Origin of the sequence: Nitrospirillum guanabarense (assembly GCF_034653355.1) — a bacterium.
In the GTDB taxonomy this organism is placed as follows: Bacteria; Pseudomonadota; Alphaproteobacteria; order Azospirillales; family Azospirillaceae; genus Nitrospirillum.
This window is the reverse complement of sequence record NZ_JAYEER010000002.1, coordinates 111,747-126,578: the sequence shown is the minus strand read 5'-3', so window position 1 is coordinate 126,578 and position 14,832 is coordinate 111,747. Positions and strand designations below refer to the sequence as shown.

Below are 14,832 nucleotides of genomic sequence, written 5' to 3'. Positions count from 1 at the left end.
CGGCCCAGAAGGGCGGGCCGCCTTAGAAATCCATGGCATTCGCTTGTAATGAGGAGTGACCCCCATGCGATTCCGCCCCTTGCACGACCGCGTCGTCGTGCGCCGCGTTGACAGCGAACAGAAGACCGCTGGCGGCATCATCATCCCCGATACCGCCAAGGAAAAGCCCCAGGAGGGCGTGGTGCTTGCTGTCGGTCCCGGCACCCGGGACGAACAGGGCCGTGTCATCGACCTGAACGTCCGGGTCGGCGACCGGGTGCTGTTCGGCAAATGGTCCGGCACCGAGATCAAGATCGACGGCGAGGATCTCCTGATCATGAAGGAGAGCGACATCCTCGGCGTCATCGACACCAGCGCGGCCCGCAAAGCCGCCTGAGGCAGGACTTCATCACGGGAGAAGGAAATGGCAGCCAAGGACGTGAAGTTCTCGGCCGATGCCCGCGCGCGCCTGCTGCGGGGCGTCGACATCCTGGCGGACGCTGTCAAGGTCACGCTGGGTCCTAAGGGTCGCAACGTCGTCATCGAGAAGAGCTTCGGCGCGCCCCGCATCACCAAGGACGGCGTGACCGTCGCCAAGGAAATCGAGCTTGCCGACAAGTTCGAGAACATGGGCGCGCAGATGCTGCGCGAAGTGGCGTCCAAGCAAAACGACCTGGCGGGTGACGGCACCACCACGGCCACCGTGTTGGCCCAGGCCATCGTGCGCGAGGGCGCCAAGGCCGTGGCCGCCGGCATGAACCCCATGGATCTTCGGCGCGGCATCGACCTGGCCGTCGAGGCCGTTGTGGCAGAGTTGAAGACCAAGGCCAAGAAGATCACCACCAACGCCGAGATCGCCCAGGTCGGCACCATCTCCGCCAACGGTGAGGCCGAAATCGGCGAGATGATCGCCAAGGCCATGGAGAAGGTCGGTCACGAGGGCGTGATCACGGTGGAGGAGGCCAAGAGCTTCGACACCGAACTCGACATCGTCGAAGGCATGCAGTTCGACCGGGGCTATGTCTCGCCCTACTTCGTGACCAACGCAGACAAGATGACCGTGGAGCTGGAGGACCCCTACATCCTCATCCATGAAAAGAAGCTGTCCGGCCTGCAAGCCCTGCTGCCGGTGCTGGAGCGGGTGGTGCAGAGCGGTCGGCCGCTGCTGATCATTTCCGAGGATGTCGAGGGCGAGGCGCTGGCCACCCTGGTGGTGAACAAGCTGCGCGGCGGTCTGCGGGTGGCGGCGGTGAAGGCGCCGGGCTTCGGTGATCGCCGCAAGGCCATGCTGGAGGATATCGCCATCCTCACCAGCGGCCAGGTCATCTCCGAAGACCTGGGCATCAAGCTCGACACCGTCACCATCGACATGCTGGGCCGTGCCAAGAAGGTGGTCATTGGCAAGGACACCACCACCATCGTCGAGGGCGCGGGCGCCAAGGACGCCATCCAGGCGCGGTGCGCGCAGATCCGGGCGCAGATCGAGGAGACCACCTCTGACTATGACCGTGAAAAGCTGCAGGAACGCCTGGCGAAGCTGGCGGGCGGCGTCGCCGTCATCCGCGTCGGCGGCGCCACCGAAGTGGACGTGAAGGAGCGCAAGGATCGCGTTGACGACGCCATGCACGCCACCCGCGCCGCGGTGGAGGAAGGCATCCTGCCAGGCGGCGGTGTCGCCCTGGCCCGGGCGGTGAAGGCCCTGGAGGGGCTGAGGCCGGCCAACGACGACCAGCGCATGGGCGTGGACATCATCCGCAAGGCGCTGCAGGCGCCGGTGCGGCAAATCGCGAGCAATGCCGGCTACGACGGGTCGGTGGTCGTCGGCAAAGTCACCGATAACCCGGACTACAACTGGGGCTTCGATGCCCAGGCCGGGCAATACCGCGACCTGGTGGCCACCGGCATCATCGACCCGGCCAAGGTGGTGCGAACCGCCCTGCAGGACGCGGCATCTGTCGCCGGCCTGTTGATCACCACCGAAGCCATGGTCGCGCAGCTTCCGGAGAAGAAGCCTGCCGCCCAGGTGCCGACGGATTTCGACTGAAGAAATCATAACATAATAGACTGGGTATACTTTGCCACGGCGGCGATTGTCGCCGTGGTTATTGCTATTTCCCCCGACGCAATTGTCTGAAGATTCGCCTATATCAAATTTATTATTGATGTATTGCCGATATTCTCTATATTCATAGGCGCTGGATGCCGATTGCGGATCCGGCCCGAACCGGCTCCCGGGTGGGTCCCGGGGCCGCTCGTACCTCGTTGCTCAATGGAGGACATGGCTATGAGCGCTTTCGATTTTTCGCCCCTGTTTCGTTCCGGCGTTGGATTTGACCGTCTGGCGTCCGTGCTGGAACATCTGTCCACCACCAGTCCGGCGGACAGTTATCCCCCCTACGACATTCTCAAGACCGGCGAGAATGCCTACCGCATCGTTGTCGCCCTCGCGGGTTGGTCGGGCGACGAGTTGACCCTAACCGCCCATCCCAACCTGCTTGTCGTCCAGGGCCGGAAGGCCGATGAGGAAAAGGCGCACTATCTGCACCACGGCCTGTCGGCCCGGTCGTTCGAGCGCCGGTTTGAGCTTGCGGACTTCGTTTTCGTCGACCGCGCCTCGCTGGAAAACGGCTTGCTGACCATCGATCTGAAGCGCGAGTTGCCGGAGGCCATGAAGCCCCGCCGCATCGAAATCCTGTCCGGTGGCGCCAATCCGCGCCTGGAAGAGCATCAAGCCGACGAAAAGAAAGCCGCCTGAGGGCCGAGGATGAAGGGAGCCGCCGCCGGCCTTCGCGCCGGCGGCGTGTCCCCGGCCCGATGTCAGCACGTCACCTTGACGTTGCCGGTGCCGCGAAGGACCGGCTGTTTGAATCGGTATCGCTCGTGAGGAGGGTATCGCCATGTTTCCAGTTGTCACCACCCTGGTCCGCTCGGCCGTCGCGCTGGCGGCCGATGGCGCGGACCGTGCCGCGGCGGCGGGGACCTGCCTGTCGGCCCTGCGCCTGCTGCGCCAGCTCGTCGTGCAGGCGGATGGCGAGGTGTCGGCCGCCACGCTGATCGACGGCAGCGTGGGTGCCTGCTTGCTGCAGCACAAGTTGGCCGCCTTGAAGGACTCAGGGAGCGCGCCACCGGCAACCCCGTTGCCGGCCCCCAGCCTGCCGGGAACACGGGAATACGCCTTGGCCTGCGACCTGGTCGACAACCTGGTGATGGTTCACCAACAGATGCCGGGCAACCAGGTCCTGGTGCAGGCCTGCGCCGAAGTGCTGTCTGCCCTGGTGGGCCAGATGGATGGCCTGCCGGACTCAGGTACGCTGCTTGACCTTCTGCGTGACGGCGCCGCCGACACGGGCGATGGGACGGGCGTGTCCATCCGTGCGCTTCCCCTTCACTGAGCGCGTGCACGATAGATGCGCAATCCCTATGACATCCTGGGCGTATCGCGAACCGCCTCGGCCGAGGAAATCCGCCGGGCGTACCGCACGCTCGCCAAAGCCCATCATCCCGATCTCAACCAGAACCGCCCCGACGCGGAACGCGCGTTCAAGGAGATCACCGCCGCCTATGACCTGCTGTCGGATGCCGCCAAGCGGGCCCGCTTCGACCGCGGCGAAATCGATGCTGACGGCAACGAGCGGCTGCAGGCCCATGCCCGGCGCCACTACGCCGGCGCGTCCGGTGGCGGCTTCCAGTTCACGTCCAACGCCGGCGGGATGGGCGGCTTTGAGGACATCATCGCCGACATGTTCGGCGGCGGCTCCCGACCTGGTGCGAGGCCGCGCAAAGGCCAGGACATATCGGTCGGCGTCACCGTGGACTTTGTTGAGGCGGCGAAAGGTGGACGCCATCGTGTGACCCTGCCCGACGGGACACGGCTGGATGTGGACCTGCCACCAGGGCTTGAAGAGGGGGGCAAGGTCCGGCTGCGAGGCCGAGGCGCCTCGGGTTCCGCTGGCGGACCTCCTGGCGACGCGCTGGTCACGGTGTCGGTGCGGCCCCATCCATGGTTCAGGCGCGACCGGGACGATGTTCACCTGGACCTGCCCGTCACGCTGCACGAGGCGGTTTTCGGCGCCAAGGTGCGGGTTCCAACCATCGACGGCTCCGTCCTGATGACCATCCCCAAGGGGGCCAATGACGGCACCCGGCTGCGGTTGAAGGGACGCGGCATATCCTCAGCGGGTGCTCGGGGTGACCAATACGTGACCGTGCGCCTGGCCTTGCCGCCATCGCCGGACCCGGCGCTGGAATCCTTCCTGCGGAACTGGCGGCCGGCCGAGTACAACCCTCGCAAGCCCATGGAGGGGGATTGATGGCAGCAGCCACTGCCGTCTGCTGCTAACTATTTGGAGAGACTAGATAAATATTGACGCGCGGCACTCCGGTGATGCCAGAATTCCATCCTCCGCACCCTGGTTGGAAGGACGTCATGACGGACTTGGAAAAGCAACTTTTGGGCTGGCGCCTAACCACGGCTGAGATCATCTATCGCATGCCCGACCATCCCGGCTTGCTGCAAGCCTATCTATGGCAGGAGCTGGACCAGGCACCGCGTTTCCCGCAACTCCGCCAGTTCCTCGATTTCTGGGAGGCTCGGCTGGACGGCCGCATCCACCGGGTGACGGTGGTGTCGGCGGCCCTGGTCCGGCCTGCGGAAATCCGCCACGGGCAGGACGCGGGCTGGCTGCACTGACGACCCGTCGCGCTGTTCCGGTCAGGGCGTCTTGGCGGCCCGCGCGGCGGCGATGGCCTTGACCAGGGCGTCGGGTGTCATGGCGCCGGAATGCACGGTGTCGCCGATGACCAGGCCGGGCGTGCCCCGGATGCCGATGGTTTGGGCCAGGGCGCGGGTGCGCTGCAGCCGGACGACGATGTCCGCAGACTGGCTGTCCCGCTCCAGCCTGGCGGTGTCCAGGCCGACGCCGGCGGCGATCTCTTTCACGCGCGCCTCGGTCAGCTGGTGTTCCGGCGTCTTGTCCGCCATCAGAGCGGCGTGCAGCGCCAGGTATTTGCTCTGTTGCCGGGCCGCAAGGGCATAGCGTGCCGCGATTTCCGATCCGGGGCCCAGGACGGCCAGTTCCTTCAGCACCACGCGCACGCCGGGGTCGGCCTTCACCACCGCCTCTAGCGTCGGCGCCATCATCTTGCAGTAGGGGCACTCGTCATCGAAGAACTCCACGATGGTGACGTCGCCCTTGGGGTTGCCCAGGACGGCGTCGCCCGCGTCCGCCACCAGGGCGTCGTGGTTGGCGGCCAGGGTCGCGCGGGTCTGGGCATCCCGCTCCGCCGCCTGTTTGGCTGCCAGGGCCTGCTGCATTTCCGTCAGCACCTCGGGGTGGGCCAGGAGATAGGCGTGGATGCGGGTGTCGAGATCATCCGGCTGCCGGGTGGCCTGTGGCCCGGCCTGGACGGTGGTGCCGGCCAGCAGCAGGTAGGATGTGATCAGGGCGGAAAGGGCGGTTCGCACGGGTTTCTGGTCCTGGACTGGGGAGGGTATCAGCGGGAGCCGGAGGAGCCGGAGGAGCCGGCGCCGGGGTTGGGTGGCGGGGATGCGCCCGGGCCCAGGGGAATGGGCCGCGAGGGCAGCTGGGAATTGCGGGCCGGCGCCTGGGTGAAGACCCAGTCGGCGTAGCGGTCGCGGTTGCGGAAGTCCTGGTAGGCGGGCGGGAAGCCGTCCTGCTTGATGGGGTGGCCTGGCGCCTGGCTGTAGATGCCGATGATGCCGGCGCCATCCGGGCTCATGACCAGACCCCAGGGCTGGTCGCCGCCCATGGGATCGGGTGGCACCCGGCGCAGATGGCGGCGCACCCCGGGATAGCGCGGGTCGCGCACCAGATCCTGCAGGGTGCGGGGCGAGCGTGGCAGGCCGGCGGGCGTGCTGTCGGCATAGCCGCGCAGGGCCGCGCGGAAGTCCGAGCCAATGTCAAGCAAGCTTTCCTCGGCCGCGCGCCGCTGCATGAGGGCGCCGGCCTGCAGGCTGGCCGCGGCCACCACGCCGATGATGGCCAGGATGATCAGCAGGCCCAGGTAGGTGAAGCCTCCCTCATTGGGGCGTGATTTGGCCAAGTGCCGGGTCATCATAGGTCCCCGAAGGCCTTGCCGTCATGAGTGGTGCCGGGCGCCCCGCTTTTGATGTCGTAGACGTTGCCGGTGAACTGCTCCTCCGGCGGGACGATGATCCAGGCGCTGTCGCTGTCGGCCACTGGGTCGAAGGGCAGGGCGCGTAGGTAGTGCTTCTGCACCAGCTCGTCCAAGGCTTCGGGATAGCGGCCGGTGTCGCCGTAGAACTTGTCGATGGCGTCGCGGGTGACGCGCAGGTTTTCCGCCAGCACCCGCTCCTTTGATGTGTCGATGGCGTGGTAGTAGCGGGGCAGGGCCAGGCTCAGCAGCATGCCGATGATGGCCATGACCACCAGCAGCTCCACCAGGGTGAAGCCGGCGGCCCGTTTCTTCGCCGCGCGTCGCGCCATGGCCCTCACCATTTGTTGTAGGGGACGCCGTTCAGGCCGACGCGGGGGCTGGCTGCGTAGACGTCATAGACGTCGTCGCCCTCCTGCGGGTCGTCGGGTTCGCTGGCATAGCTGCGCTTGGCCCAGGTGGCGGCGTCGGCCAGGTCGGGGTCGCTGGCCAGCGGATTGCGCGGCACCCGGCGCAGGAAATAGATCTTGTGCTTCTCCGGATCCTTCTGGTCCTCCACCCCCGTCACCAGCACGTCCAGGTCGGGGGGATAGCCGGTGGTCCCGGCCTCCTTGGGGATGCGACCGTCATCACTGGCGCGGTGATAGGCATCGATGGCGGCGCGGATGTCGCGCAGGGCGCGGCGCAGCTCCGTCTCCTGTGTTCGCTGGGTCGCCACCTGGGCCACCGGCAGGACCAGCGTGGCCAGCAGGCCGACGATGGCCAGGGTGACCAGCAGCTCCACCAGCGTGAACCCCGCCTCTGAGGTGCGTTGCGCCGTCATTTGGCGGCGATCTGCACGGTGTAGGGGCTGGGCGACAGCAGGGTGATGGGCACGCCGTCCACCCCGATGGGGGAGGCGCTCGCCACCTGCACATTGGTGGACCCGGCGGCCAGCGCCTTGAAGGTCACCGTGGCCAGGACGCCCTGGCTGGTGACCCCGGCACCACCCGTGCTGCTGTCGGAAATGATGACCTGGCCGTTGCCCAGACGGCTGGAAAAGCTGGTGTTGGCGCCGTTCTGTTTCAGGAACGGCCCCTCCGCGATGTTGGTGACCTGCAGCTTGGCGGCGTCAAAGCCCAGGGTGACGGGGAAGCTGGTGACCCCCTGCGTCGCCTGCGCCAGCAGGCTCACGGTGACGGTGCCGCCCACCGTCGCCTGGTTGGTGCCCTGCAGCTGCAATTGGGCGGTGCCCGCCCCCGGCACGGCGCCCGCCGCGCCTTCCTCCGCCCCGCCGACGGTGCCGCCGCCCACGCCGTTCTGGCTGAGGCCGAGGCCCAGATCGTTCACCGCCCCCGTGCCCCCGCCGGTGGTGGACGACGACCCGTTCGTGCCGTTGCTGGTTCCGTTGGTGGCCGGTGCCGTCGGCGGCATGGGCGAGACCGGCGCCACGGTGGTGGTGGTGGAAACGCCGCCGCCGCCGGAACCGGAGACGGCGGTGTGCATGCTGGTCTCGGTGCCGGCGTTGAACATGGCGTCGTTCACGTCGGGGCGTTGCAGGTTGCGCACCAGGTGCGGGGTGATGGACAGGACGATTTCCGTCTTCTGGTCGTCGTCCGTCGTGGCGCCGAACAGGCGGCCCAGCACGGGCACGTCGCCCAGGCCCGGCAGCTTGTTGCCCGAGGTGCGCTCCTGGCTGTCGATCAGGCCCGCCAGCACGTCGGTTTCCCCGTTCTTCAGGCGCAGGGCCGTGCTGGCCGTGCGGGTGCCGATCTCGTACGCGCTGGTGCCGGTCTGCGTCGTCACCTGGCGGATGATGCTGCTGACCTCCAGCGTCAGCTTGATGCCGACGTTGTCGTCCAGGTAGATCGTGGGCTCCACATTGAGGGTCAGGCCCACGTCGATATAGTTCACCGACTGTGACAGGAATCCGGTCGAGGTGGCGGTGGAGGTGATGTTGGGCAGCCGTTGCCCGATCAGGATCTTGGCCTTCTCATGGTTGCGCACGCGGATGCGCGGATTGGTCAACAACCGCGCGTCGGAATCCTGCAGGTTGGCGTTGGCCGTGGCGCTGCCCACGGTGACGCCGATGTTGCGCGTGGTCTGGTGCGTCAGGTCATAGAGCGACACGGCGGAACTGGTGCTCGCACTGCCGCTGCTGCCGCCCGAGGAACCGCTGGAGGAGCTGTCGCCGCCCGTCGTCAGGCTGCCCAGGGAGGAGGGCTGGAAACTGGCGGAGGCTGGCCATTGGATGCCGAAGTTCTGCAGCTTGCTGCGCTGGATCTCCAGCACCTCCACATCCAGCATGACCTCGGGATCCGGCACGTCCTCCACCGCCACCAGCTTTTCCGCCATGCGGATGGCCTCGGGCGTGTCGCGGACGATGACCATGTTCAGCTTTTCGTCCACGGCGATGTCGCGCACCTTGATGATGGTCTTCAGGGTGTTGGCGATGGTCTTGGCCTCGGCGTTGGCCAGGTAGAAGGTGCGGACGCTCAGCTCCTGATAGTCTTTCTGCTTGGCCTGGGTGTTGGGGTAGATCAGCACCGTGTTGCCGTCCAACACCTGCTGTTCCAGTTGGTTGGTCAGCAGCACCAGGCGCACCGCCGCCTCGATGGTGCTGTTCTTCAGGAAGATGGAGGTGCGCTGGTCCGTCTTCACATCCTTGTCGAACAGGAAGTTCAGGCCCGAGGTGTGGGCGATCACCTCGAATACCTGTTTCAGGCTGACGTCCTTGAACTCGATGGTGATGGGCTTGTGGTAGACCTGGGCCAGCCGCGCCTGGGGCGTGCTGGCCGCCAGGCGGGTGTCGATGGCGTGCTTCAGCGCCAGGGCGCGCGGGTCGGCCGGCGCCTCCGTCAGCACGCGGGCCAGCTTCTGGCTGGCGGCGTCCACCTGGCCGCGTGACAGCAGGGCGTCGGCCTCGTTCATCCAGCCGGCCTGCCGGGCGCGGGCCTCCAGCGCCGCCAGACCGTCCTGCGCGCGCTCGTAATTGGCGTTCAGGCCCAGGGCGTGGCGGTACAGGGCCCGCGCCTCGTCATACGAGCCGGCGGCCGCCAGTTTGTCCGCCCGCTCCACATCCGTGGTCAGGGCCCGTTCCCGCGTCTGCAGATAGGCGGTGCGGACCTGCACGTCACGCGGGTCCTGGCGATAGGCCTCCTGCAGCTTGGCCAGGCCGTCGTCCATCTTGCCTTCGGCCACCAGGTTCACGCCGTCCTGATAGGCGGAATGCCCGGCGCAGGCCGTCAGCGCCACGCTGAGCAGCAGGGAAACCCCCTTGCGCGCGGCGAGCCGCCACCCCCTCACAACCCCCATCACTCTTCCCCGCCGATCGTCATCGTCTGCTGCTGCTTGGTTGGTAGGTAGGTCATCGTCAGTACCGGCGGCCGGATCTGGTTGACCGCGTATTTCTGGTCGATGACCGTGCCCTCGCGCACGAAGTAGGTCTGGTCCCCGATGGCCAGGTACACCTCCCAGGCCGCGTTCTCATACTTCTTGCCCAGATAGGTGAAGGGCAGTCCCGGTGTGCCGGACGCCGCCGCCACGGGCGCCTGGGCCGCCACCGCCGTTGGCGCGCGGTCCAGGGTCTGCGCCGCGAACAGGGTGGACGCCGGCCTATCCTCATCGCGCGGCCCCACCAGCTCCTCACGGGGCAGCAGGGCCAGGATGGCGGGGGCGTGCTTGTGCTTGGCGGTGGGCGTCGCCTTGGGGGCTGTCGCGGGCTGTGGGCGCGACACCGGCTCCACCATGTCACCGCCGCCGTTGGGTGTGCGGTCGCCGAAGATGGCGAGGCCTGCGGACGCGGCCAATGCCGTCAGCATCAGGGCCTGGCGCGCTTTCATCGCGCCCCCCCGTCCGCTGTCTTGCCCGGCTCATAATCCGCCGGACCGTCCAGATAGAGCGCCAGACGCAACCGCGCCTCCACCGTGGCGTCACCGATGGCGGAGCGCTTGACGCTGACCTCCTCCAGCGCGGCATAGGGCAAGGACAGCAGCACCTGCCGGCAAAAGTCCCGGATGGCGGCATAGCTGCCGGTCACCGGCATCTGCATGGTGTAGACGTGGTAGAGGCCGGCCTTGTCATAGCCCAGCTTATAGTCCGCCTGGGCGATGCTCAGGCCCTGACGGTCGGCTTCATCCAGGATGACGGCCACGTCCTGGTCGACATAGCGCACGTCGCCCAGCGCGTCGTAGAAGGCCTGCAGGTTGCGTTGCGCCGAGGGCAGCGGGGCGGTGGCCGGCTGGGGTTGTCGCGCGGCGTGGGACACCCGCGCCGTCAGTTGCGCCAGATCGTTCTGGCGGGCATCCAGCCGCGCCTGCAGGGCGGGCAGGCCGATGAGGAAGGCGGCGGTGCCGGCCAGGAACAGGGTGCCGGCCAGCAGGGTGGTCCAGCCGATGCGGCCCAGGGCCAGGCGGGCGCGCAGCAGCAGCGTGGGGGCGGAGGCTGACAACAGGCTCATGGCGTCCCCCCGGCGGCAATCCCGGCCTCGATCTGGAAACGCAGGGGGCGGCGCGTCTGGCTTTCCTCCGTCCGGTGCTTCACCAGCACGGCGCCGGCCAGCAGGGGCTGCTGTTTCAGTTGCTTCACGTAGGCCAGCATGGCCTCACCGTCCGCCGCCTCCGCCTCGATGCGGATCAGGCCCCGCCGGGCGTCAGGCTCCAGCGCCAGCAAGGCGACCGTCTTGGGCGTGCCGGCCTCCACCGCGTCCAGCACGGCGCGCCAGGGCAGGTTCAGCTGGCGCACGGCGGCGTTCACCGCCGTGGCCTGCGCCTCGGGAATGGGAATATCGGGCGGGAGCGCCCGGCGGCCGGTACGCGCCCTCAGGTCACCCTCCGCCTGCGCCACCGCGTGGTCCAGGGCCGACAGGCGGTCCAGCCGGTCCCTCGCCTCCAGCGCCGCCGTCAGGCAGAGACCGAGGCCGATGACGCCCAGCACCTTGGCGGCGGCGGGCGTCTCCTGCTTCAGCCGGGTATAGCCGGTGGGAGCGAAGTTGATGGTCTGCCGTCTCATCCCGCGCGCTGTCCTCCGCCGAAAAGGTAGGCGACGGCTTGAGTGGCCGTGGGCCGGGGCGCCACGGTCTGCCAGGTCAAGATGGGTGTGCCGGCGGCGGGCGTCGCCAAGCCGGGCAAGGGCCGTCCCACCAGCTTCAGCGCCGCCGGGTCCGCCAGGCCATGGCGCAGCGCCACGGTGCGGAGCTGATCGCGCAGCCAGCGGGCGTCCGCCCCCGGCGGCAGGGCCAGGCGATGCACCGCCATCAAACCGGCGGCGCCTCCGCCGGGCGGAACGTCCACACAGCCCAGGGTGATCGCCCCCTCCTGCGCCACGCCCAGCCAGGCGCCATCCAGCCGCCGGTGTTCGGCGTTCCAGGCGGTGACGAAGCGCGGGGTGACGGCGGTCAGCGCCAACCGGTGCGTTCGGGCCAGGTCCAGCAGGGCGGCGTGCAGCGCCTGCGGCATGGCGCAGGCCAGGAAGGGTTGGTCCACCGCTGCGTCGAAGGTCAGGCGCCACGCGGCGATATCCTCGCCGTAGAGGCGCTGGAAGCGCAGTGCCGCCACGGCACGGATGTCACCCAGGCCGCGCGCGTTGCCCGGCGGCGCCACCATGAACAGCCGCACCAAATCGTCGCCCAGCGTGACCGACAGCGGCAGACCGGCAAGACGGCCCGCCGCCAGGGTGGGGGCCAGCGCGTCCGGATGAAAGGTGCCGGCAAACGGCAGCTCCACCAGGGAAACGGGAGACCCCCAAGCCTTGCGCCGCAGCGCCAGCGACAGGCTGGCGCGAGTCAGCGTCAGCTCCAGCCGGCCGCCCAGGAAACGGGTGAGGGAGGGAAGGGTGGGCCTAGGCATGCTGGGTCACCCGCTTGACCTCGGCCAGGGTGGTGCCGCCCTCCCGCGCCAGGGCCATGGCCACGTCGCGCAGGCTGCGGGTGCCATTGCGGTAAGCCGTGTCCTTGATCAGGCGGATGGGGCTTTTCTCCACCACCATCTCGCGCAGCTCATCCGTCAGGGTCAGGATCTCGGCGATGGCACGGCGGCCCTTATAGCCGGTGCCCCGGCAATCACCGCAGCCCGGGCCGCGGCGGAAGCGGAAGCCGGCGATGACCTCCCCCGTCAGGCCCAGGCGCTGCAACTCGCCGTCCTCCGGCACGTAGTCGGCGGCGCAGTGGGGGCAGTTCACCCGGATCAGGCGCTGGGCCCAGATGCCGTTGAGGGCGGAGACGAAGGCGTAGGGGTCGATGCCCATGTGGGTGAAGCGGCCGAAGACGTCGAACACGCTGTTGGCGTGCACGGTGGTCAGCACCAGATGGCCCGTCAGGGCCGACTGCACCGCGATCTCCGCCGTTTCCCGGTCGCGGATCTCGCCCACCATGATCTTGTCGGGGTCGTGCCGCAGGATGCTGCGCAGGCCCTTGGCGAAGGTCAGGCCCTTGCGCTCGTTCACCGGGATCTGAAGGATGCCCGGCAGCTGGTATTCCACCGGATCCTCGATGGTGATGATCTTGTCGCGGCCGTTGTGGATTTCCGTCAGCGCGGCGTACAGCGTGGTGGTCTTGCCCGAACCGGTGGGGCCGGTGACCAGCAGCATGCCGTGCGGTTCCTCCGCCAGCTCCCGCAGGATGGCCAGCGAGGCGGCGTCGAAGCCCAGCGTCTCCAGGCTGAGCGCACCGTAGGCCGCCATCATGGCGCGCTTGTCCAGGATGCGGATGACCGCGTCCTCGCCATGGATGCTGGGCATGATGGAGACACGCAGGTCGATCTCACGCCCCGCCGCCTCCACCCGGAAACTGCCGTCCTGGGGCACGCGGCGTTCGGCGATGTCCAGTTCGGCCAGCACCTTCAGGCGGCTGATGACCTGTTCCGCCGTTTCGGTGCCGTTGATCGCCGTGCCCCGATCCAACACGCCGTCGACGCGGTACTTGATGGCCAGGCCGGTGGCCGTGCTTTCCATGTGGATGTCCGACGCGCCGGCCTTCAGCGCGTCGTAGAGGGTGGAGTTGACCAGCTTCACCGCCGGGCTGGCGGCCTCGCTGACGCTGGCGAAGGACAGGATGGCGGCGGTGCGGCCGTCGCGGCGGTCGCCGTCGCCGGCCTGGACCACGCTGTCCATGGCGCGCACGGACTCTTCCAGCTTGGACAGATAGGCGTGGATGTCGGCCTGCAGGGCCAGGGCCACGCCCATCTCAGCCCCCGCCTGGGTTTCCAGCCAGGTCAGCAGGTCGGCATCGAAGGGGTCGGTGACAGCGGCCAGCAGTTCACCGCCCTCGGCGCGCAGCAGGGCGCAGTGGCGCTGCATGGCGCGGGGCAGGGGCAGCAGATCCAGGGCCGGCGTCAGGACCAGCATGGCCGCCGTCTCCAGCACGGGCAGGCCCAGCACCCGGCCCAGGCGGTGCAGGCGTTGGCGCGCTTCCCCGCCGGCCAGGGCGTCGAACTCCGCCAGGGTGCCGCGCCGGCTGGTCAGGGCGGCCCGCCGCGCCTGGCGCAGCAGGGCCTCGTCATCCAATGCTGGGAAGAGGGCGTCTTGGCTCATTGCAGGCTGTCCGCCAGGTCGAAGATGGGCATGTAGAGCAGCACGACGATGGCGCCGACGATGATGCCGATGGCGGCCATGAGCAGCGGTTCGAAGATGCGGGTGAAGCGGTCGATCCAACGCCCGATTTCCCCGTCGTAGAACTCGGCGGAGCGGGTGAGCATGGCGCCCAGCTCGCCCGAGCGTTCCCCCACGCGCAGCATGCGCAGCGAGATGGGCGTGGCCAGGCCCTGGGCCTCAAAGGCATCGGACAGGGGGGTGCCGGCCTGCACGGCGTCGCTGGCCAGCCGCAGGCGGGCGGCCACGTCGGCCGACATCATGCCCTGGATGGAGGCCATGGCCGCGACCACGGTGATGCCGCCCTCCAGCAGCATGCCCATGGTGAGGTAGAGGCGCGACAGCTCATAAATCCGCACCCGCGCCGCCATGCCAGGGATGACCGCCAGCAGCCGGCCCACGCCGCCGCGCCGGACGACTTGCCGGACACCGAAGGCGAGCAGGGCGGCCAGGGCGATGATGCCCGCCGCTAGCGATGCGGAATGCGCTCCGGCGAAGCGGCCCCAGTCCATCAGCAGGCGCGACAGGAAGGGCAGGGAACGGCCGGTGCCCTGGTAAATCTGGGCGAAGCTGGGAACGACATAGCCCACTAGGAAGAAGGACACGGCCCCGCCCACCAGGGCCAGGATGCAGGGATAGATCGCGGCGCTGACCACCTTGCCGCGCACGCCGTCCACCCGCTGGCGATAGTCGAGATAGCGGGCGAGCGAGCGGGGCAGGTCGCTGGTTCCCTCCGCCGCGCGGACGATGCCGACATAGAGTGGCGGAAAGTGCGCCGGCTGTTCCGCCAGCACGACCGACAGGCGCTTGCCGTCACGCAGGCCGGCCAGCAGGCGCTGCAGGATGGCGCGCGCGGTCTCGTTCGCCTCCTTCTCCAACAGCGCCTCCAACCCCTCGACGATGGACAGCCCGGCGCGCAGCAGGGCCAACAGCTCCTGGCTGAACAGCACCAGCGACCACTGACGGGCGGTGGCCCCCCCAAGGGTGCCGGGCATCCGCAGGCCCTTGGCCGGCCGCACCTCGGCCACGGCCAGGCCGCGCGTCGCCGCCTGGCGGCGCGCGTCGTCCTCATCCTGGGCGTCCAGGACCAGCTGGGTCATCAGGTGATCGGGCGACAGCGCCCGGACCTCATACCGCATTCGAAATGATCCCCGC

At 68.5% G+C, this 14,832-nt stretch carries 17 protein-coding genes; 6 read left to right on the top strand and 11 right to left on the bottom strand.

What is annotated here, in order from left to right:
• The first annotated feature begins 64 nt into the window (after positions 1–64).
• The 6 genes from groES (at position 65) to UAA55_RS07235 (ending at position 4,669) form a co-directional block, all read left to right on the top strand.
• Positions 65–376: a co-chaperone GroES gene (groES, locus tag UAA55_RS07260; RefSeq protein ID WP_322952012.1), complete on the top strand. Its 312-nt coding sequence runs from the start codon at positions 65–67 to the stop codon at positions 374–376.
• A 27-nt stretch (positions 377–403) separates the two neighbouring features.
• Complete coding sequence (gene groL, locus UAA55_RS07255) at positions 404–2,023, top strand: chaperonin GroEL (protein WP_322952011.1); 1,620 nt, start codon at positions 404–406, stop codon at positions 2,021–2,023.
• A gap of 240 nt (positions 2,024–2,263) precedes the next feature.
• A complete protein-coding gene (locus UAA55_RS07250) occupies positions 2,264–2,734 on the top strand; it encodes an Hsp20 family protein (RefSeq protein ID WP_322952009.1) in 471 nt (156 codons plus the stop codon).
• 142 nt (positions 2,735–2,876) lie between these two features.
• Positions 2,877–3,371 (top strand): hypothetical protein, encoded by a 495-nt coding sequence (locus UAA55_RS07245; RefSeq protein WP_322952008.1) that lies wholly within the window; start codon positions 2,877–2,879, stop codon positions 3,369–3,371.
• 15 nt (positions 3,372–3,386) lie between these two features.
• The gene (locus UAA55_RS07240) at positions 3,387–4,289 is read left to right on the top strand and encodes a J domain-containing protein (RefSeq protein WP_322952007.1); all 903 of its coding nucleotides are present in this window, start codon (positions 3,387–3,389) and stop codon (positions 4,287–4,289) included.
• A gap of 116 nt (positions 4,290–4,405) precedes the next feature.
• Entirely contained in the window at positions 4,406–4,669 is a 264-nt protein-coding gene (locus tag UAA55_RS07235; protein WP_040844215.1) for an usg protein, read from the top strand.
• 21 nt (positions 4,670–4,690) lie between these two features.
• Here UAA55_RS07235 and UAA55_RS07230 read toward each other — a convergent pair whose 3' ends face one another.
• From UAA55_RS07230 to UAA55_RS07180, 11 genes are read right to left on the bottom strand one after another with little or no spacing between them, the layout of a single operon-like run.
• Positions 4,691–5,443 (bottom strand): DsbA family protein, encoded by a 753-nt coding sequence (locus UAA55_RS07230; RefSeq protein ID WP_322952006.1) that lies wholly within the window; start codon positions 5,441–5,443, stop codon positions 4,691–4,693.
• A gap of 29 nt (positions 5,444–5,472) precedes the next feature.
• Complete coding sequence (locus tag UAA55_RS07225) at positions 5,473–6,042, bottom strand: hypothetical protein (RefSeq protein ID WP_322952005.1); 570 nt, start codon at positions 6,040–6,042, stop codon at positions 5,473–5,475.
• 11 nt (positions 6,043–6,053) lie between these two features.
• Positions 6,054–6,446, bottom strand: a complete 393-nt coding sequence (locus tag UAA55_RS07220) for a type II secretion system protein (protein WP_322952004.1) — start codon at positions 6,444–6,446, stop codon at positions 6,054–6,056.
• 5 nt (positions 6,447–6,451) lie between these two features.
• On the bottom strand, positions 6,452–6,937 hold the full coding sequence (locus UAA55_RS07215) for a type II secretion system protein (RefSeq protein ID WP_322952003.1): 486 nt from the start codon (positions 6,935–6,937) through the stop codon (positions 6,452–6,454).
• A complete protein-coding gene (locus UAA55_RS07210) occupies positions 6,934–9,408 on the bottom strand; it encodes a secretin N-terminal domain-containing protein (protein ID WP_322952002.1) in 2,475 nt (824 codons plus the stop codon). Before UAA55_RS07210 ends, UAA55_RS07215 begins: the two co-directional genes overlap by 4 nt.
• Positions 9,408–9,935, bottom strand: coding sequence for a hypothetical protein (locus tag UAA55_RS07205; RefSeq protein ID WP_322952001.1), 528 nt, complete (start codon positions 9,933–9,935; stop codon positions 9,408–9,410). The genes UAA55_RS07210 and UAA55_RS07205 overlap by 1 nt, the downstream gene beginning before the upstream one ends.
• The gene (locus UAA55_RS07200; protein ID WP_322952000.1) at positions 9,932–10,552 is read right to left on the bottom strand and encodes a hypothetical protein; all 621 of its coding nucleotides are present in this window, start codon (positions 10,550–10,552) and stop codon (positions 9,932–9,934) included. Before UAA55_RS07200 ends, UAA55_RS07205 begins: the two co-directional genes overlap by 4 nt.
• Positions 10,549–11,103 (bottom strand): PilN domain-containing protein, encoded by a 555-nt coding sequence (locus UAA55_RS07195; RefSeq protein ID WP_322951999.1) that lies wholly within the window; start codon positions 11,101–11,103, stop codon positions 10,549–10,551. The genes UAA55_RS07200 and UAA55_RS07195 overlap by 4 nt, the downstream gene beginning before the upstream one ends.
• Positions 11,100–11,939 (bottom strand): hypothetical protein, encoded by an 840-nt coding sequence (locus UAA55_RS07190; RefSeq protein WP_322951998.1) that lies wholly within the window; start codon positions 11,937–11,939, stop codon positions 11,100–11,102. Before UAA55_RS07190 ends, UAA55_RS07195 begins: the two co-directional genes overlap by 4 nt.
• Positions 11,932–13,620 (bottom strand): GspE/PulE family protein, encoded by a 1,689-nt coding sequence (locus UAA55_RS07185; RefSeq protein ID WP_322951997.1) that lies wholly within the window; start codon positions 13,618–13,620, stop codon positions 11,932–11,934. Before UAA55_RS07185 ends, UAA55_RS07190 begins: the two co-directional genes overlap by 8 nt.
• On the bottom strand, positions 13,617–14,816 hold the full coding sequence (locus UAA55_RS07180) for a type II secretion system F family protein (RefSeq protein WP_322951996.1): 1,200 nt from the start codon (positions 14,814–14,816) through the stop codon (positions 13,617–13,619). Before UAA55_RS07180 ends, UAA55_RS07185 begins: the two co-directional genes overlap by 4 nt.
• Positions 14,817–14,832: the final 16 nt, after the last annotated feature.